The organism is Bradyrhizobium semiaridum (assembly GCF_020329505.1).
GTDB lineage: Bacteria > Pseudomonadota > Alphaproteobacteria > Rhizobiales > Xanthobacteraceae > Bradyrhizobium > Bradyrhizobium semiaridum.
The window spans coordinates 68,619-88,175 of sequence record NZ_JAGKJJ010000026.1 but is presented as its reverse complement, the minus strand read 5'-3'; the positions used below and the strand labels follow the sequence as shown (position 1 = coordinate 88,175).

The 19,557-nt window shown below is 65.9% G+C and carries 8 protein-coding genes; 2 read left to right on the top strand and 6 right to left on the bottom strand.

Annotated elements, in window-relative coordinates:
* Positions 1-2 precede the first annotated feature (2 nt).
* From treZ to J6500_RS25270, 5 genes are read right to left on the bottom strand one after another with little or no spacing between them, the layout of a single operon-like run.
* On the bottom strand, positions 3-1,778 hold the full coding sequence (gene treZ / locus J6500_RS25290; protein ID WP_225715412.1) for a malto-oligosyltrehalose trehalohydrolase: 1,776 nt from the start codon (positions 1,776-1,778) through the stop codon (positions 3-5).
* Complete coding sequence (glgX, locus tag J6500_RS25285; RefSeq protein WP_225715411.1) at positions 1,775-3,847, bottom strand: glycogen debranching protein GlgX; 2,073 nt, start codon at positions 3,845-3,847, stop codon at positions 1,775-1,777. Before glgX ends, treZ begins: the two co-directional genes overlap by 4 nt.
* Positions 3,848-3,850: 3 nt before the next feature.
* Positions 3,851-5,998, bottom strand: coding sequence for a 1,4-alpha-glucan branching protein GlgB (glgB, locus tag J6500_RS25280; RefSeq protein WP_225715410.1), 2,148 nt, complete (start codon positions 5,996-5,998; stop codon positions 3,851-3,853).
* Positions 5,995-9,300, bottom strand: coding sequence for a maltose alpha-D-glucosyltransferase (gene treS, locus J6500_RS25275; protein WP_225715409.1), 3,306 nt, complete (start codon positions 9,298-9,300; stop codon positions 5,995-5,997). Before treS ends, glgB begins: the two co-directional genes overlap by 4 nt.
* Complete coding sequence (locus J6500_RS25270; protein WP_225715408.1) at positions 9,297-11,249, bottom strand: alpha-1,4-glucan--maltose-1-phosphate maltosyltransferase; 1,953 nt, start codon at positions 11,247-11,249, stop codon at positions 9,297-9,299. Before J6500_RS25270 ends, treS begins: the two co-directional genes overlap by 4 nt.
* Positions 11,250-11,453: 204 nt before the next feature.
* On the opposite strand from J6500_RS25270, the gene malQ reads away from it, so the two are divergent.
* Entirely contained in the window at positions 11,454-13,406 is a 1,953-nt protein-coding gene (gene malQ / locus J6500_RS25265) for a 4-alpha-glucanotransferase (protein ID WP_225715407.1), read from the top strand.
* Between the two features lie 17 nt (positions 13,407-13,423).
* On the top strand, positions 13,424-15,232 hold the full coding sequence (locus J6500_RS25260) for a glycoside hydrolase family 15 protein (protein ID WP_225715406.1): 1,809 nt from the start codon (positions 13,424-13,426) through the stop codon (positions 15,230-15,232).
* A 22-nt stretch (positions 15,233-15,254) separates the two neighbouring features.
* Here J6500_RS25260 and J6500_RS25255 read toward each other — a convergent pair whose 3' ends face one another.
* Positions 15,255-19,502, bottom strand: coding sequence for a beta strand repeat-containing protein (locus J6500_RS25255; RefSeq protein WP_225715405.1), 4,248 nt, complete (start codon positions 19,500-19,502; stop codon positions 15,255-15,257).
* Positions 19,503-19,557 lie beyond the last annotated feature (55 nt).

Here is a 19,557-nt window from a genome sequence, read left to right as displayed (position 1 = left end):
TTCTATCCGATGTTCCAGCGCACGGCCCAGGCGGGGAGGTGCCCCGACAACGCGCCGCCCCAGATCGCAGTTCCCTTCGGCTCCGGCGCGTCCGAGATCGCGCGGTCCGACAGGTTGGCCGTGAGCCGCAGCGTGCTGCCGTCGCCCATTTGCCAGTGAGCGGTCAGCAGATCGTCGGCGACGATGGCATCGCCGAAACGCGCTCCTGCCAGCCGTGGCATGATCTCGCGCCGACGAACTGTGAGCAGGTCGCGGACCAGCGCCAGCCGCCCCCGGCCGGGATCGCGGCCAAGCGCTGTCCAGTCCAGCACGGCGGATTGCATGGTCGTCTTGTCGAGCGGATCGGGAATCTCGTCGCCATATTTGGCGTAGGCCCAGGCGAATTCCTGGCGCCGTCCCTTGCGCACGGCATCGGCGAGGTCGCCCTTGAAATCGCAGAAGAATGGAAAGGGCTCGGTCGCGCTCCATTCCTCGCCCATGAACAGCATCGGTATCGTCGGCGCGAGCAGGGTGACCGCGAGCGCGGCTTCGACCGCTTCCGGCTTGGCGATGCTGACGAGCCGGTCGCCGAGCGGGCGGTTGCCGATCTGGTCGTGGTTTTGCAGGAAGTTGATGAAGCAGGTCGGCGACAGCGCGCCGCTCGGCTCGCCGCGAGGCTTGTTGCCCCAGAATGCCGAGACCTCGCCCTGGTAGACATAGCCGGATGACAGTGCGCGGACGAGGTCCTGCTTCGGCGCGCGCTGATAGTCGCCGTAATAGCCCTGCGTCTCGCCGGTCAGCGACACGTGCCAGACGTGGTGATAGTCGTCGTTCCATTGGCCGCGGAACTTGCCCTGCGGCGGCTCCTCCGAGGCGTCGAGCAGTCTTGCGAGGTTGTCGCCGTTCTCAAGCACGAGGTTGATGTGCCGGCCGGTCTCGGTGGCGAGACGTCCCGCTGCCTTGCTGAAGTCATGCACCACGGCGACGTCGCCGGCCTCGACGATCATGTTCACCGCATCGAAGCGCAGCCCGTCGAAGCGATAATCGCGCAGCCAGCTCAGCACGCTGCCGATTGCAAAGGCGCGCACTTCCGGTACGCGGTAATCGATCGCGCTGCCCCATGGTGTCTGCGCGTCGGTGAAGAAGGACGGCGCGTAGCGGCCGAGGTAATTCCCGTCGGGGCCGAAATGGTTGTAGACCACGTCGAGCATCACCATCAGCCCGCGCAGATGGGCTTCGTCGATCAGGGTCTTGAGGTCGTCGGGGCGGCCATAGGCGCTGTCCGGCGCATACCACAGCACGCCGTCATAGCCCCAGTTGCGCTTGCCGGCGAAGTCCGCGAGCGGCATCAGCTCCAGCGCGGTGATGCCGGTCGCCACCAGATGATCGAGCTTGTCGATCATGGCGCGATAGGTGCCTTCCGGCGTGAAGGTGCCGACATGCGCCTCGAGCACGACGGCCTCATGCCAGGGCCGCCCGCGCCACTCCGTCGCGCGCCACTTGAACGCGGAGTGGTCGATCACCTCGCTGGGGCCGAACACGTCGTCCGGCTGGAAAGCGGCGGCCGGATCGGGGACATCGACCTCGTCATCGATGCGAAATTTGTAACGGGTGCCGGCGCGCGCACCGGGAATCTCGGCGACGTACCATCCGGCCGCATCACGCGTCAGCGCATGCGCATCGCGACTTCGCGTATGCGGCTTGTCGAGCAGCAGGTCGACCCTCTTGGCCGCCGGCGCCCACAGCCGGAAGCGCGCTCCGTCGGCAGTCAGCTCCGGTCCGAAATGCTGCGCATTCATGCGGCGCCCGCAAAGGCCAGCACCGAGCGCGGCGGGGCCTTGGTCTCGGCGGCGGAAGCGAATTGCCCAGACGTCTGCACCGTCTCGGTCGTGTTCAGCACCTGCTGCCAGCTCCTATATTCGGGCATTTTCGGCATCTTGAACGCGATCTCCTGCGGTGCGGCATTCAGCACGATAAAGATCGGCGCCTGGCCTGGTTCCACCGGCCCCAGAACATAGGCCAGAAACCTGCTCTCCGGGAACTTCCAGTCGGATTCCTTCATCTCCTCCGCCGACGGCGTCAGCCACAGCACGCCATAGCTGCCGTCGGTGCGGCGGCCGTCGAGCCAGCGCTGGCAGTGAATCTGGCCGAAGCGCCGGCGCAGCGCGGTGAGGTGGGCGACGAAATCGATGGCGTCGTCGTCGGTGCCGAGGTTCTCCCAGCCGATCCAGCCGGTCTCGTTGTCCTGGCAATAGGCGTTGTTGTTGCCGCCCTGGGTGTTGGCGACCTCGTCGCCGGCGAGGATCAGCGGCGTGCCCTGCGCCAGCAACAGGCAGGCGAGCGCGTTCTTCCGCAACTGGCGGCGCAGCGCGACGATGGCGGGATCGTCGGTCGGTCCCTCATGGCCGCAATTGTTGCTGTGATTGTCGTTGGAGCCGTCGCGATTGTCCTCGCCATTGGCCTCATTGTGCTTCTGGTTGTAGCTGAACAGATCGGCCAGCGTGAAACCGTCGTGCACCGTGATATGGTTGATGCTGGCGCGGGTCGCGCGATTGTCGTGATGAAACAGGTCGGACGAGGCGGTCATCCGGCTCGAGATTTCGCCGGTCAGATTGCCTTCGCCGCTCCAGTAGCGCCGCATCGCGCTGCGGTAGCGGTCGTTCCATTCCGACCATTGCGAGGGAAACGCGCCGACCTGGTAGCCGCCGAGGCCGAGATCCCAGGGCTCGGCGACCATCTTCACATTGGCCAGCACCGGGTCCTGGCGCACCGCGGTGAGGAATGCATGGCCGCGATCGAAGCCGTTCGCCCCGCGCGCCAGCGTGGTGGCGAGATCGAAGCGGAAGCCGTCGACATGGCAGACCTCGACCCAGTAGCGCAGCGAGTCCATCACCATCTGCAGCACGCGCGGATGGGTGAGGTTGACCGAGCTGCCGCAGCCGGTGAAGTCGTCGTAGAAGCGCGGATTCTCGCGGTTCAGCCAGTAGTAGGAGGCGTTGTCGATGCCGCGGAAGCACAGCGTCGGGCCCATATGGTTGCCCTCGGCGGTGTGGTTGTAGACGACGTCGAGCATCACCTCGATGCCGGCGTCGTGCAGCCGCGCCACCGTGGTACGGAAGGAGTCGAGCGCATTGTCCTGGGCGTAGCGCGCCTCCGGTGCGAAGAATGCGATGGTGTTGTAGCCCCAGTAGTTCGACAGCTTCTTCTCGACCAGGATGCGGTCGTCGACCAGGCCGTGGATCGGCAATAACTCGACGGTGGTGACGCCGAGCCGCTTGAGGTGGCTGATCATCGCGGGCGACGACAGCCCGCCATAGGTGCCGCGCAGGTTCGGCGGCACGTCCTCGCGCTTCTGGGTCAGGCCCTTGACGTGCGCCTCGTAGATAATGGTGTCCTCCCACGGAATCTGCGGCCGAATCTCGCGTCGGCCCCAGTTGAAGCTCTCGTCGACGACCACCGCTTTCGGCATGCCGCGGGCGTTGTCGCGCCGGTCGAAGGAGAGATCCTCGCGTGCGCTGCCGGTACGGTAGCCGAAATGCGCGTCGCTCCACACCAGCCGGCCGGCGAGCCGCTTGGCATAGGGATCGAGCAGCAGCTTGTTCGGGTTGAAGCGATGGCCGCGCTCCGGCGCGTAGGGGCCGTAGACGCGATAGCCGTAGAGCTGGCCCGGCGAGACGTCGTTGAGATAGCAGTGCCAGACGTCCTCGGTGCGCTCCGGCAGCTCGATCCGCTCGAGCTCGCGGCGGCCCTGGCCGTCGAACAGGCACAGCTCGACCTTCTCGGCATTGGCCGAGAACAGCGCAAAATTGGTGCCCCTGCCGTCCCAGCTTGCACCAAGCCGTGCGGACGTTCCCCCGGTCAGTCGCATGGCTCAGCTTTCCGGTACGAGGAAGATCGCGGCCAACGGCGGAATCGTGAGACTGAGCTCCGGTGTTGCACCCTCGGCAGCGCGGATCTCGCCGGCATTGCCGACATTGGTGCCGCCGTAATGCGTAGAGTCCGAATTGAGCACCTCGTGCCACTTGCCCGCGAACGGCACGCGGACGCGATAGTCGCGATAGACGTTGGGCGAGAAGTTCGCGACCACCAGGCAGCGCGCGCGGGCATCGTTGCCCTTGCGTAGCCACGCGAACACGTTGTTGGCAGCGTCGTCGGTGATCACCCAGTCGAAGCCGGCCTGGTCGCAGTCGAGCTCGTGCAGCGCCGGCACCGCGCGATAGAGACGGTTGAGATCGCGGACCAGGTTCTGGATGGCGCTGTGCTGCGGCTGATCAAGCAAGTGCCAATCGATCGAATAGTCGTGGTTCCACTCGCGCTCCTGGCCGAACTCGCAGCCCATGAACATCAGTTTCTTGCCGGGATGTCCGAACATGAAGCTGTAGTAGACGCGCAGATTGGCAAAGCGCTGCCAGTTGTCGCCGGGCATCCGCCCGAGGATCGAGCGCTTGCCGTGCACGACCTCGTCATGCGACAGCGGCAGGATGAAGTTTTCCGAGAACGCGTAGTGCAGGCCGAACAGGATGTCGCCGTGATGATATTTGCGATGGATCGGATCCTTGCCGATATATTTCAGCGTGTCGTGCATCCAGCCCATGTTCCACTTGTAGCCGAAGCCGAGCCCGCCATATTCGACCGGCCGCGACACCTGCGGCCATGCGGTGGATTCTTCTGCCGCAGTCGTCGCCTGCGGAAAGCGCGCGAACACCTCGGTGTTGAAGCGGCGCAGGAAGTCGATCGCCTCGATGTTTTCCCGGCCGCCATATTTGTTCGGGATCCAGCCGCCCGAGGGGCGGCTGTAGTCGAGGTAGAGCATGGAGGCGACGGCATCGACGCGCAGGCCGTCGATGCCGTAGCGGTCGAGCCAGAACAATGCGTTCGACACGAGGAAGTTTGTGACCTCGGTGCGCCCGTAGTTGTAGATCAGCGTGCCCCAGTCGAGATGGCGGCCCTGCAACGGGTTGGCGTGCTCGTACAGCGCTGTGCCGTCGAAATGGCCGAGGCCATGCGGATCGTCGGGGAAATGCCCCGGCACCCAGTCGAGCAGCACGCCGAGACCTTTGCGATGGCACGCATCGACGAGGGCGGCGAAATCCTCGGGCGAGCCGAAGCGGCTGGTCGGCGCGAACATGCCAGTCGGCTGGTAGCCCCAGGAGCCGTCGAACGGATGCTCCGAGATCGGCAGGAATTCGATATGGGTGAAGCCCATGTCGCGGGCATAGGCCGGAAGCTGTTCCGCCATCTCGCGATAGGTCAGCCATTCATTCTGGCCCTTGCGCCGCCATGAACCGAGATGGACCTCGTAGATCGACATCGGCGAGCTCAGCGCGTTGACGCGATCGGGCGCCGGGCGCGGGTGCGGAATGTTGCGCTCATCGATCACGATCGACGCGGTCTTGGGGCGGACCTCGGCGGCGAATGCCATCGGGTCCGATTTCAGCGGCAGATGCTGGCCGTTCCGTCCGATGACCTCGAACTTGTAATGGTCGCCGACGCGGGCGCGCGGGATGAACAGCTCCCAGTAGCCGACGCCGCGCACCCGCATCGGATGCCGCCTGCCGTCCCAGAAATTGAAGTCGCCGACCACGCTGACGCGCCGCGCGTTCGGCGCCAGCACCACGAAGCCGACGCCGTCGACGCCGTCGAGCGTCATCGGATGCGCGCCGAGCGTGTCGTAGAGCCGCTGATGGGTGCCTTCGCCGAGCAGATAGAGATCGAAGTCGCTGAGGATCGGCGGGAAGCGGTAAGCGTCCTCGAGCTCGACGACATTGTCGCCGAAGCGGGCGCGGAGCTGATAGCGCTTGGAGCCGTTCGGCAGCGGACCCGCGAACAGGCCGGCGTCGTGGATCCGGGCGAGCGGCGCCGCCTCGCCGTGTTCGCCGATCGCCTCGACGTCGCTGGCATCCGGCAGGAAGGCGCGCACGACGTTGCGGTCGCCCTCGGTGTGGAGGCCGAGATAATGGAAGGGATCGGAGTGGCGGCCTTCGATGATCGCATAGGCCTCGGCGGGCAGCTTGCTCATGCAACCTCATGCGGCTGTTGCGCCAGGATCCTCAGCAGGCCGGTCAGCGGCACGCGCAGCCAATCCGGCCGGTTGGCGAGTTCATATTCGACCTCGTAGAACGCCTTCTCGATCAGGAACAGGCTGAGCAGGCGCTCGGCCGTTTTGGCGTCGGCGGGCCACAGCCGCTGGCCGGCCATGGCTTCGCGATAGGCCGCCAGGAACGTATCCGCGGCCTGGTCGCGCCATTCGGCCAACGCAAGGCTCAACCTGCCGCTCTCGTCGGGGGCGACCTTGAGCGTGCGTTCCAGCGCCGCGCTCGCGGCATAGTCGATCGAGCGCAGCAGGCCCGCGACGTCGCGCGCGGCCGGTGCCTTGCGTCGCCGCTCGGCGATGGTGCGGCCCGGCCCGCCATCGAAATCGATGATGAAGATGTCGTCCTTGACGATCAGGAACTGGCCGAGATGGAGATCGCCGTGGTGGCGGATGTTGAAGCCGTCGGTCTCGCGCGGCAGCAGCGCCTTGAGCCGTTCCGGCAGCATGTCGTGCCGGCCCAGCAGCTCGTCGGCGAGCAGCCGGTCGCCGTCCTTCATGCTGTCGCGGCGCTGCTTCAGCGAGTCGAACACGCGCTCGGCGCGCGCCATGATCTCGTCGTTCCAGCGCTGCAGGTCCTCGGGCCGGGTCGGCTCAGGCGCAAAATCCGGCAGGTCGCGGTTGCTGGCGAGCGCGATGTGCAACTCAGCGAGGCGCTTGCCGGCTTGCGCCAGATGGCGCAAATAGCCGGCCTCATCGACGTTCTCCGCCGCCTGCTCGCTCGCTGCGAGCAGCCGCTGCTTCTCGACCAGACGATCGAGGTGCGAGGCCGCCACCGTCCAGAGATCGCCCTGGTTGACCACCATGGCGTGCAGCACCGCGATCGCGCTGCGCTTGTCGCCCTCGACCAGCTCGGCGGTGCCGAGCAGGGCCGGGCTGTTGGGAAAGTTCACCACTTCGGTGAGGAAACGGCAGATCTCGATCTCCGGATTGATGCCGACCTCGAGCTTCCGGTAGATCTTGGTGACGTAGTCGTTGTCGACCAGCGCGGTCGAATGCGGCTGATCGTTCTCGAACACGCGGATGCGCTCGGGCTGGCGCACGGGTCTGTCGGCAAAGCGGCTGGTCGGCTTGAACTCGAGCTTGAGGCCTTGCTCGCTTTCGTCGACCACGAGGTTCTCCCGCAGATTGCGCAGGAACAGCCCGGTGAAGATCTGGTCGGTCGCGACATCGAGCAGCGTGCCCTCGCGGGCGCCCTGGCGCACGGCGGCGAAGGCGCGCGGGTTGTAGCGCTCGCGATCGAAGCGCACCCACTCGATCTGCATCGGCAGCACGTAGCGGCTGGTGGTGCCGCGCTCGGTGGATTCGAAGAAGATCAGCCAGGGCCGGTTGTCGCCGATATCGCAGAACGGGATCGCGGACACCAGTGTCGGCTGGATCGCCTTGGCGGAATGCTCCGGATACCAGCGCGTGCGTGCGAGATGGCCGGGCAGCACGTCGCGCTCGAACACGCCGCGCTCGCGCGCCAGCGAGGTCCAGGTGGAATTGAGCGGCACCACCAGCGTCTCGAACTCCGGCACCGCGCGCGGCGTCACCGGCTCGGACTTGTCGCGCTCCTGCAGCTGGAACCAGTAGAAGCCGTAGGGCGCCAGCGTGATCATGTAGGGCAGTTCGCCGATCGCCGGGAAGCGCGTGCGTCCCAGCATCTCGAGCGGAATGCGGTCCTTGAAGGCCGACAGGTCGAGCTGGGTGGCCTGCGCCGAGCGCGACAGGTTGGCGACGCACAGGATGACCTCGCCATTGTACTGCCTGACATAGGCCAGCACCGAGCGGTTCTCCGGGCGGATGAAGGTCATGGTGCCGCGCCCGAATGCGAGCGTCGACTTGCGCACCGCGATCAGCCGCTTGGTCGCAGACAGCAGCGACGACAGGCTGCGCGACTGCGCCTCGACATTGACGGCCTCGTAGCCGTAGACCGGATCCATGATCATCGGGGCATACAGCCGCGCGGGATCGGCGCGCGAAAAGCCGCCGTTGCGGTCCGGCGACCATTGCATCGGCGTACGCACGCCGTTGCGGTCGCCGAGATAGATGTTGTCGCCCATGCCGATCTCGTCGCCGTAATAGATGATCGGCGTGCCCGGGAACGACAGCAACAGCGAGTTCATCAGCTCGATCTTGCGCCGGTCATTGTCCATCAGCGGGGCAAGGCGGCGGCGGATGCCGACATTGATGCGGGCGCGCGGGTCGTTGGCGTAGGTCGACCACAGATAATCGCGCTCGACGTCGGTGACCATTTCCAGCGTCAGCTCGTCGTGATTGCGCAGGAACAGCGCCCATTGGCAGGCCGGCGGAATATCCGGCGTCTGGCGCAGAATGTCGGTGATCGGGAAGCGGTCCTCCTGGGCGATTGCCATGTAGATGCGCGGCATCAGCGGGAAGTGATAGGCCATGTGGCACTCGTCGCCATGGCCGAAATATTCCTGCACATCCTCCGGCCATTGATTGGCCTCGGCGAGCAGCACCTTGTCCTTGGCGTAGGCGTCAAGCTCCTGGCGCAGCCGCTTGATGATGGCATGCGTCTCCGGCAGGTTCTCGTTGTTGGTGCCGTCGCGCTCGCACAGATAGGGAATGGCATCGAGCCGGAAACCGTCGACGCCGGTGTCGAGCCAGCGCTTCATCACCTGCACGATGGCCCGCACCACGCGGGGATTGTCGAAATTCAAATCCGGCTGGTGCGAGAAGAAGCGGTGCCAGTAGAACTGGCCGGCTTCCGGATCCCAGGTCCAGTTCGACTTCTCCGTGTCGGTGAAGATGATGCGGGTATCGAGATATTTCTGGTCGGTGTCGCTCCAGACGTACCAGCTTCGCGCGCTCGAATTCGGCGGGCTGCGGCGGGCGCGCTTGAACCAGGCGTGCTGGTCCGAGGTGTGGTTGACGACGAGCTCGGTGATGACGCGCAGGCCGCGCTTCTTGGCTTCCTGGATGAAGCGCTTGAAATCCTTCATCGTCCCGAAATCGGGATTGATGTCGCCGTAGTCGGCGATGTCGTAGCCGTCGTCGCGGCCGGGCGAGGGGTAGAACGGCAGCAGCCACAGCGTGGTCACGCCGAGGTCCTGCAAATAGCCGAGCTTCTCGGTCAGCCCCGCGAAATCGCCGATGCCGTCATTGTTGCTGTCGGCGAAGGCCTTGACGTGCAGCTGATAGATGATCGCGTCCTTGTACCACAGCTTGTCGGTGGCCTCGGTCGCGACCTTCTCCTTGATGTCGATGGAGGAGAATACGTTCATGTCGGCTCCCTCGAGGCCATGCAGCGCAGCAGCAGCGCGGGATCGCGCTCCGGGTCGATGCGCAGGCGCAGGCCCCCCCATTCGAGTGCGTGGCGTTCGCCGCTGACGAGATCCTCCACGGCCGCGACCGGACGATCGCCGATCTCGACGTCGCCGAGCGGAAGCCAGACCTCGCGCGCCTCGCCCGACAAGGCGATGACGGCCGCGACCACGTTGCTCCGGTCGACCGATTGCTTGACGAAGCCGATCAAATTGCCGTCCTCAATGCCGATAAAGCGCAAACTGGCCGTCTGTTGCAGGGCCGAATTGCCGCGCCTGATCCGATTGAGCGCGGCGATATAGGGCTTGATGTTCCCGGGCCTGTCCCAGTCCCGGACCTTGATCTGGTACTTTTCGGAATCGGCATATTCCTCCCGGCCTGGGATGGGGGCATGCTCCAACAGCTCGAAGCCACTATAGATACCGTAACTGCTCGACAGCGTCGCCGCCAGAGCGAGACGCGACTTGAACATCCAGGGTGTGCCGCCCTGCAGATGGAAGGGCAGGATGTCCGGCGTGTTGACGAAGAAATTCGGCCGAAAGAAGTCACGCTCGGGATAGCCGATCAACTCGCCGAGATACTGCTCGAGCTCGAAGCGCTGGGTGCGCCAGGTGAAATAGCTGTAGGATTGCGAGAAGCCCAGCTTGGCGAGCCCCTTCATCAGCTTCGGCCGTGCGAAGGCTTCCGCCAGGAACAAGACTTCCGCGTCGTGGCGCTGCACCTCCCGGATCAGCCATTCCCAGAACGGCAGCGGCCTGATGTGCGGATTGTCGACCCGGAAGATCTTCACGCCCTGCTCGACCCAGAACAGCACGACGTCGCGCAGCGCCTGCCACAGCGCGCCGGCTTGCTCACATCCGAAATCCGGATCGACGACGTCGTCCCAGCGCTGCGGCGGATGCTCGGCCGGGCGCATTGATCCGTCCGGGCGTCGCCTGAACCATTCCGGATGCTGCTTCAGCCAGGGGTGGTCGGGCGAACATTGGACCGCGAAGTCGAGCGCGACCTCCATGCCGTGGGCATGGCAGGCGGCGACGAAGGCGCGGAAGTCGTCGAGCGTGCCGAGCTGCGGATGCACGGCGTCGTGGCCCCCCTCGGCCGAGCCGATCGCATAGGGGCTGCCGGGATCACCAGGCTGCGCGATCGCCGCATTGTTGCGGCCCTTGCGGTGCTGCTGCCCGATCGGGTGGATCGGCGCCAGCAGCACGACGTCGAAGCCCATCGCCGCGATATCGGGCAGCCGCGCGACGCAATCGCGGAAGCTCGCATGCGCGCCTGCCACCTTGCCCTGGCTTCGCGGAAACATCTGATACCAGGTGCTGTAGCGCGCCCGCGGCCGCTCGGCGACCAGCGCAAATAGTGGCGAGCGCGTCAGGTCGCGGCGAAACTGGCTGCCGGCCATCGCCGTCTGCAATTCCGGCGCGAGCAATGCACCGGCCTCGCCGGTCTGTAGATAGATCTCGCACTGCCTGATGATCACCGCCGCAGCCGCCGGGCCCCCGGCCTGCGCCTTTGTCAGCAGGCCGGCGCCTTCGATCGCGTCCAGCGTGTGGCCGGTGCCGCGCTTCTGCTTCTGCTCGAAGCGATGCCGCCAGCTGGCGAATTCATCGGTCCAGGCCTCGACCGCATAGGCGTAGCGGCCGGGACGGTCGGGCACGAAACTGCCGGTCCAGCGGTCGTCGCTGTGCAGTGTCATCGGCGCATGTTGCCATTCACCGCCATCCTCGTGACGCCACGCCAGCGCGGCCGCTATCACGTCATGTCCGTCACGATAGATGTCGGCCCACACGTCGACCGGTTCACCCACGATGCGCTTGACCGGAAAGCGGCCGCCATCGACCGACGGGTAAACGTCAGTGATATGAAAAGTGCCGCTGGCACTCTCGACAGGTCGGGCGGTTTTGTTCACGGTGATGCCGCCATTCAAGATGCAAAGGCCGTCCCGGCAGCGGGAAGGAGGCGCGCCAGACCCATATAGTAAGCCACTTGCCGGGCAATGGTTCCCGGCGGGAACGCCGGATAGGGTAGAGCGTTGACCATCAACTATCCCTTTCCCGTATCTGAACAATTTAGCAGCGGGTCGTAATACCGTTGCAAGCCAGCAGCGTGCCGCATGGACCTTTACGCCAAAGCCAAGACCCTGGGTATCCAGACTGAGTATATCGACGGCAGCGGTCACCTGCGTGTGACAACCCCTGAGGCGCTCTTGGCGATCCTCGATGCGCTGCCGCCGGAGACGCCGCGGCGGATCGTCGCCCATCCCGTGGTCGTCAGGCCCGGCCGCGCCGCCGCGACCGCGCTGTCGGAAACTGCCCAGCTTCCGGTGCAATGGAAGATTGCGAGCGGCGCAAGCGTGCTCGCGCAGGGCGAGGCGCACGAGCGCAATGTGGCATGGCCGCCCGGTCTGCCCGAAGGCGTGCATCGCTTGCAGGTCGCGGACGCGTCTGGCGCGCGCGAGGAGCTGCCGCTGCTCGTTGCCCCGGAGAGCGCGTTCGGCGGCGAATTCGACCGCTGCTGGGTAATCGCGGTCCAGCTCTACGGCGTGCGTTCTGCGCGCAACTGGGGCATCGGCGACTTCACCGATTTGCGGGGCCTGCTCGACTTCGCGCATCATCTCGGCGCCGACGGCATCGGACTCAATCCGCTGCACGCGCTGTTCGACGACCGGCCCGGCGACTGCAGCCCGTACTCGCCGAACAGCCGGCTGTTCCTCAACGCGCTCTATATCGACGTCGAAAAGATTCCCGAGTTCCGGATCGACGCCGAGACGCAAGGTGCGCTGGCGCAGCTGCGTTCGCGCGACATGGTCGACTACGTCGCCGCCGGTCCGCTGAAATGGCGCGCGCTGCGCGCCGCGTTCGCGGCGTTCAAGGCCAATCCCGGCCTCGGCCGTTGGCAGGATTTCGAGGCCTATCGCAGCGAGCAAGGCACGCTGCTATCGCGTTTTGCCTGCTTCGAGGTGATGCGGCACCAGCTCAATACGCCGTGGTGGGAATGGCCGGAGGAATGGCGGCGGCCGGACGATGTGGCCTGCGCCAGGCTGCGCCGGGCGCGCGAGACCGCCGCCGAGGTCGAGTTCGTGGAATTCGTGCAATGGACCGCGGACCGCCAGCTCGCCGCCTGTCAGGCGTTCGCGCACAAGCTCGGCATGCGGGTCGGGCTTTATCTCGACGTCGCCGTCGGTGTGCAGTCCGATGGGTTCGATGCCTGGAACGAACAGACCGCGATCTCGCGCCAGCTCGGCGTCGGCGCGCCGCCGGATCCGCTCAACACCGCGGGGCAGGACTGGGGGCTTGCCGGCTTCAACGCCGCCGGCCTCGAGCTGCGCTTGTTCAAGCCGTTCAGACAGATGCTGCGCGCCTCGATGCGCCATGCCGGCGCAATCAGGCTCGATCATGCTTTCGGGCTGAAGCGGCTGTATCTCGTGCCGCGCGGCTTCGGACCCGCCAACGGCGCCTATGTGCTGATGCCGTTCGACGCGCTGCTGGCGGTCACCGCGCAGGAGAGTGTCGCAAGCCGTTGCGTCGTGATCGGCGAAGATCTCGGCACCGTGCCCGAAGGCTTTCGAGAGCAGATGAACGGCTGGGGCATCTGGTCCTATCTGGTGATGATGTTCGAGCATGACGGCCAGGGCGTGTTCTACAATGCCGACCATTACCTTGCCGACGCGCTCGTCACCTTCAACACCCATGACCTGTCGACCTATGCCGGCTGGCGCTCGTTCAGCGACCTCAAGACCAAGCGTGCGCTCGGGATCGATCCCGGCGAGACCGATGAGGGACGCTGGCACGCGCTCGGCCAGCTCGACGAGGTGCTGCGCCGCCACGACATCCACGGTCACGACCTCTATTCGGTAGTGAGCTTCATGGCGCGGACCCGGTCGCGGATGATGGTGGTGTCGATGGAGGACCTGCTCGGCCTGGTCGATCAGTCCAACATTCCCGGCACCGTCTACGAGCATCCGAACTGGAAGCGACGACTTCCGGTCTCGCTGGAGCATTTGTCGTCGGCGATCGATGTCGAGGCCCTCAAGCGCGCGACCCGCGAACGGTCGCGCGGCGGCTGAGCCGGCGGAGCACAGAATTGGCCTCGCGCATCGAAGACTACGGACTGATCGGCGATTGCGAGACCGCGGCGCTGGTCGGCCGCGACGGCTCGATCGACTGGCTGTGCTGGCCGGCCTTCGATTCCGATGCGTGCTTTTCGGCGCTGCTCGGTACCGCGCGGAACGGCCGCTGGCTGCTGGCGCCCGCTGACGAGATCACCGCAACGTCGCGCCGTTATTGGGACGACACGCTGATCCTGGAGACGCGGTTCGAGACCGCCGGCGGTGTCGTGGCATTGATCGACTTCATGCCGCCGCGTGGCAACGCCTCAGATGTGGTCCGACTTGTGCGCGGCATCAGCGGCCGGGTCAGGATGCATATGGAGCTGGTGCTGCGCTTCGGCTTCGGCGTCGACGTGCCCTGGGTGAGGAAAAATCCCGACGGCGACGGGCTGCTCGCGATCGCCGGGCAGGACATGACCGTGCTGCGCACGCCGATCGAGACCCGCGGCAAGGACCTCACCACGATCGCTGACTTCGAGGTCGGCGCGGGCGAGACCGTGCCGTTCGTGCTGACCTACGGCGCCTCGTATTCCCCGGTGCCGAAGCCGATTGATCCCGAGGCGGCGCTGCAGGACACCGAGGACTACTGGAGGGAATGGTGTAGCCGCTCGACCTATGAAGACGGCTTTCAACGCGATCTCGTGATGCGCTCGCTGATCACGCTGAAGGCGCTGACCTTCAGGCCGACCGGCGGCATCGTCGCGGCGCCCACCACATCACTGCCGGAAAAGCTCGGCGGCGCGCGCAACTGGGACTACCGGTTCTGCTGGCTGCGCGACGCCACCTTCACGCTGCTGGCGCTGATGAACTCCGGCTACAAGGACGAGGCAGTAGCCTGGCACAACTGGCTGCTGCGCGCGGCGGCGGGGGCTCCGGCCAACATGCAGATCATGTACGGCATCCTGGGCCAGCGGCGTCTGCTCGAATGGGAGGCCGGATGGCTGCCCGGCTATGAAGGCGCGCAGCCGGTGCGCGTCGGCAACGCCGCGCATGCGCAGCTGCAGCTCGATGTGTATGGCGAACTGATCGACGCCTTCCACCAGTCGCGCATGGCCGAGCTGAAGCTCGACGAGGAGAACTGGTCGCTGGAGTGCACCGTCGTCAATCACCTCGTCGATGTCTGGGACAAGCCTGACCATGGCATCTGGGAACGCCGCGGCATGCCCCGGCATTACGTGTTCTCCAAGGTGATGTGCTGGGTTGCGTTCGATCGTGCCATCAAGAGCGCGGAACGGTTCGGCTACAAGGCGCCGCTGGTCAAATGGCGGGTGGTGCGCGAGGCGATCCATCGCGACGTCTGCCAGAAGGGCTTCGACGCGGAGCTGAACAGCTTTGTCGAGAGCTACGGCTCGAAATTGCTCGACGCCAGCCTGCTGCTGCTGCCGTCGGTCGGTTTCCTGCAGCCGACCGATCCGCGCATCCGCGGCACGATCGAAGCCGTCGAACGGCATATGATGCGCGACGGCTTCGTGCTGCGCCACGACCCGCGCGAGGTGTCGGACGAGACCCAGCCGATCGAGGGTGCGTTCCTGGCGTGCAGCCTGTGGCTCGCCGACGCCTATGTGCTGGCAGGCGACGTCGACAACGCGCAAGTCATGTTCGATCGGGTGGTGGCGGTCGCCAACGATCTCGGCCTGCTGGCGGAGGAGTTCGACTCCGCCGCCGGCCGGCAGACCGGCAATTTCCCCCAGGCGCTGACCCACATCGCGCTGATCAACACGGCGCACAATCTCAGCGCGGCGCGGGCCGAAGCCGAGAAGCCCGCGGTGCAGCGGTCGACATAGGCGATCGCCCCGCCGCCCTTCCTCAGTGCAGATCAACGGGCGGGTAGGGTGTGCCCGGCGGCACCCCGAGATAGAGATATTCCAGGCCGTACTGGGCAGCAAACGCCGCGGCCGCGCCGTCGAGCTCGATATGGCCGGTCGCATCCAGATGCAGCTCCGGCCGCGTGAAGCCGTTGATCGTGAACGCCGGAAGCACGCTGGCGTTGCCGCCGGCTGGAGGACTGTTCTGGTTGATCGCGAGCGCATCGAAGACGTGCGAGACAGTGCTGAGATCGGCGAGATTGCCGGCAAGGTCAGTCACTGCCGCGCCCTGCGTGTTGAGTCCGGTGATCGCCAGCGACGCCGTCGGCGCGTCGTTCGCCGAGACAACGTAGTCGAACACCAGCTTGCTCTGGTCGCCGAGCAAGGCCGAGGCGGCGGCGTCGTAGGTGGCGATGCCGCCATCGTTGAGCGACAAGGTCGGCGTTCCGCCGGAGACCTGCACCGTCTCGTCGAAATCGAGGGTGAAGGTGACAAGCGATCCGGCGCTCTGGCTGCCGCTTGCCGGCGACGCGGCGAAGTCGGTGAGATGCGGTGCAACGGTGTCGACCTGCAGGATACCTGCCGGATTCACGGCGGCGCCGGTCAGATCGGCGTCATTGCCGGCCGCATCCTTGATCGTCGCACCGTTGGCGTTCGAGCCCGTCACGGCGAGATCGGCGGCGTTCTCGCCCGACGCGACCGTGTACTGGTAGAGCAGCGTCTGCGAGCCGCTGCCGCTGACATAGTGCGCAACGCCGCCATCGTTGAGCGTCAGCAGCGGATTGCCGCCGGCCACATTGACGATCTCGTCGAAGCCGACCGCGAGCGTGATGACCGATCCGGCGCTCTCATGGCCGTCCGCTGGCGTGGCGGCGACGCCGGTGACGTGCGGCGCCGTCGTGTCGATCTCCAGGATGCCGCTCGGATTGACTGCGGCGCCGGCGAGATCGGCGTCGTTGCCGGCCGCATCCTTGATCGTGGCGCCATTGAGGCTCGCGCCGGTCACCGCGAGATCGGCGGTGTTTTCACCTGCCGCGACCGTGTATTGGTAGGTCAGCGTCCCGGTGCCGCTGCCGCTGACATAATGCGCGGCGCCGCCATCGTTCAGCGACAAGGTCGGAATACCGCCGGCCACGTTGACGATGTCGTCGAAGGCGACCGTGAGCGTGATGAGCGATCCCACACCTTGGTGACCGTCCGACGGTATGGCGCTGACAGCCGTCACGTGCGGCGCAATGGTGTCGATCTGCAGCGTGCCGGCCGGATTGACGATGGCGCCGGACAGTACCGCGTCCTTGCCAAGGCCGTCCGTTATCGTGCCTCCGTTGAGATCGGTGCCGATGATAGCGAGGTCGGCGGTGTTCTCGCCGGGCTGAACCGCGTAGCTGTAGGTCAGCGTTGTGCTGCCGCTTCCACCGGTAAAGACGGCGATTCCACCGTCGTTGAGCAGCAACCGTGGTTGGCCGGTGACAACAGCAGGTTCGTCGAAGGTGATCGTGAAGGTCACAACCTGGCCTGCACCGAGCAGGCCGGACCCCGCCGTGATGCCGGTTCCCGAGGTCGTGACCGAGGTGACGCCGGGACCGCCGAGGATGAAATCGTCGTCGCTGAGATTGGCCTTGGTGACGCCAAGCAGGGTCAGCGTATCGCCACCGCCGAAGTTGATGACCGTGTCGGCTCCCACCTGGGCCGCGAGCGCGAGGACCACGGACAGATCATGGATGCCGAGGCTCGCGAACGGCCTGAGATCGATCTTGTCGTCGGTGCCCGCGCCGGCGATGAAATCGGTGATGACATCGGCGCCGCTGCCCGGTTTGTAGACGTAGGTATCGTCGCCGCTGCCGAGCGTCACGGTATCGGCGCTGGCGCTGCCGGTGACCACGTCGTTGTCGGCTCCGCCGTCGATCGCGAGCTTGATCTGGCCTGCGCCGAGCGCGGAGGCGTCGATGATGTCGGCGCCGGCAAAGCCGTCGATGGTCAGCGTGTCGTTCGCCGCTTCCTGGCCGGACACCGACACCTCGGCTGCGAGGCCGTCCACCAGGATGCTGCTGCCGTTCCGAGTCACGGTGATCTGGTCGACGGCGGCCGTACCCTCGACAGTCACCGTGTCGGCGGCGCCATCGCCGGTGTTGCCGCCGGCTGTGGCCGCGAGATCGACCAGAACCTGATTGGCGTTGGTGCCGGTGAGATCGTGAATGGTGATGCGGTCCGCGCCGCCAAGCGCATGGAAGGCGATCCTCTCCACGCCGTTGAGATCCATCGTGATGTTCGCGACGTCGCGGGTGAAGCGCACCCGCGACCCGTTGGCTGAGATATCGATCGTCTCGGCGATATTGGCACCGTTGAACTGCAGCGTGTCGGTGCCGCCCTGGCCTTCGACGATGTCGCTGCCGTCGCCGGGATTCCAGACGTAGGTGTCGTCGCCACCGCCGAGCAGAGCGGTGTCGCTGCCCTGTCCGCCGGTCACGGTGTCGCCACCGGCGCTGCCGGCGATGAAGTCATTACCGGCGCCGGCATTGATGTTGAGCGCGATCAGGCCGGCGGCAAGGCCGGACGCGATGATCTGATCGTCGCTGCCCTGACCGTTGATCTGCAGCACATCGGTCGCATCCTGGCCGTGCACTGCGATTTGCGCGGCGAGGCCGTTCACCAGCACGTCGTTGCCGCTATTGGTAATGGCGATGCTATCTGCCGTGGCGGTACCGTTGGCGATCACGGTGTCGAGCGCGCCGTCGGGGCTGCCGTTCGAGGCGGACAGGTCGACGGCGATCTGCTGCGCATCGGTGCCGGAGAGATCGCCGACCGTCACCGTGTCGGCGCCGCCCAGGGCATGGAGGCTGATCTTTTCGATGCCGTTGAGGTCCATCACGATGTTGGCGACATCGCGGGTCAGCCGCACGCGCGCGCCGTTGGCAGCGATGTCGAATTTCTCGCTGATATTGGCGCCGTTGAACAGCAGCGTATCGGTGTCGACCTGGCCCTCGACGACGTCGCTGCCGTCACCGGGATTCCAGATGTAGGTGTCGTTGCCGGCGCCGAGCAGTGCCGTGTCATCGCCGCGGCCGCCGGTAACGGTGTCATTGCCGTTGCCGCCGATGATGACGTCGGCGCCACTGCTGCCGATAACGCTGTCGTCGCCGTCCCCGGCGTCGATGGTGAGGTGAAACTGGCCGGCGGGCAACGCGGATGCATTGATGGCGTCGTTGCCGCCGAGCGCATTGATCGCCAGCGTGTCGTTGGCGCCCTCTTGCCCGATGGTGGTGACATCGGCCGTCAACCCGCTCACGACCACGTTGGCGCCAATCTGGCTGACGGTGATCTGGTTTGCAGTGTCGTTGCCGTTGACCGTGACGGTATCGGCCGCGCCGTCGCCACCGCCGCCGCTGGCCTGCAGGTCGACGGTCACATGCCGGGCGTCGGTGACGGTAAGGTCGCCGACCGTGATCTGGTCGGCGCCGCCCAGCGCCTTGAAGTTGATGTTCTCGACGCCGTTAAGGTCCATCACGATATTGGCGACGTCGCGGGTGAAGCGGACGCGCGAGCCGTTGGCCGAGATGTCGATCTTCTCGGCGATATTGGCGCCGTTGAACTGCAGCGTATCGGTGCCGGCCTGACCTTCGACGGTGTCGCTGCCGTCGCCGGGATTCCAGATGTAGGTGTCGTCGCCGTCGCCGAGCAGCGCGGTGTCGTTGCCGCGGCCGCCTGTGACGGTGTCGTTGCCGGTGCCTCCGATCAGCAGATCGGCGCCGTCACCGCCGGTGATGACGTCGTTGCCGGCGCCGCCGTCGAGCGTCAGCGAGATCAGCGCCGAGAGTCCATTGGCGGCGGTGATGGTATCGTCGCCGCCGTTGGCGTGCAGGACCAGGTTTTCGGTGGTGCCGATATCGACCGAGAGCGGATCGGGTCCGACCCGATTGAGTTGAACACGCGTGCCGTTCGGCACGATGGTGAACACTTCGGCAGTGTCCTCGCCTTCGATGTCGGCGGTGTCGTTGGCGTTGCCGCCTTCGATCACGACATTTGGCAGCGCGCCGTTGCTGGCGTCGAGCGTGATGGTGTCACTGCCGTCCTGACCGAGCAGCTGGATCGCCGCCGTGTTTGCGATGGTCGAGGGGCCGCCCGCGATCGGCACGGCGCCGCCATTGACCTGAATGGTCCCTGCGAGGTCGCGGCTGGTTGTGATGGAATTGTCGGCGGCGTCGCCGGTGACGGTGAGGGTCCCGGCGGAGAGATTGGCGGTAACGGCCATGACATGACTCCAATAAACGTTGACGCCTTCTGTCTCGCGGCAGCCGATCCGCGAG

Coding starts and splice junctions, on each gene's coding strand:
- glgX (WP_225715411.1), bottom strand. CDS start 3,847: ATGCGACTGACCGGGGGAACGTCCGCACGGCTTGGTGCAAGCTGGGAC.
- glgB (WP_225715410.1), bottom strand. CDS start 5,998: ATGAGCAAGCTGCCCGCCGAGGCCTATGCGATCATCGAAGGCCGCCAC.
- malQ (WP_225715407.1), top strand. CDS start 11,454: ATGGACCTTTACGCCAAAGCCAAGACCCTGGGTATCCAGACTGAGTAT.
- treS (WP_225715409.1), bottom strand. CDS start 9,300: ATGAACGTATTCTCCTCCATCGACATCAAGGAGAAGGTCGCGACCGAG.
- J6500_RS25255 (WP_225715405.1), bottom strand. CDS start 19,502: ATGGCCGTTACCGCCAATCTCTCCGCCGGGACCCTCACCGTCACCGGC.
- treZ (WP_225715412.1), bottom strand. CDS start 1,778: ATGAATGCGCAGCATTTCGGACCGGAGCTGACTGCCGACGGAGCGCGC.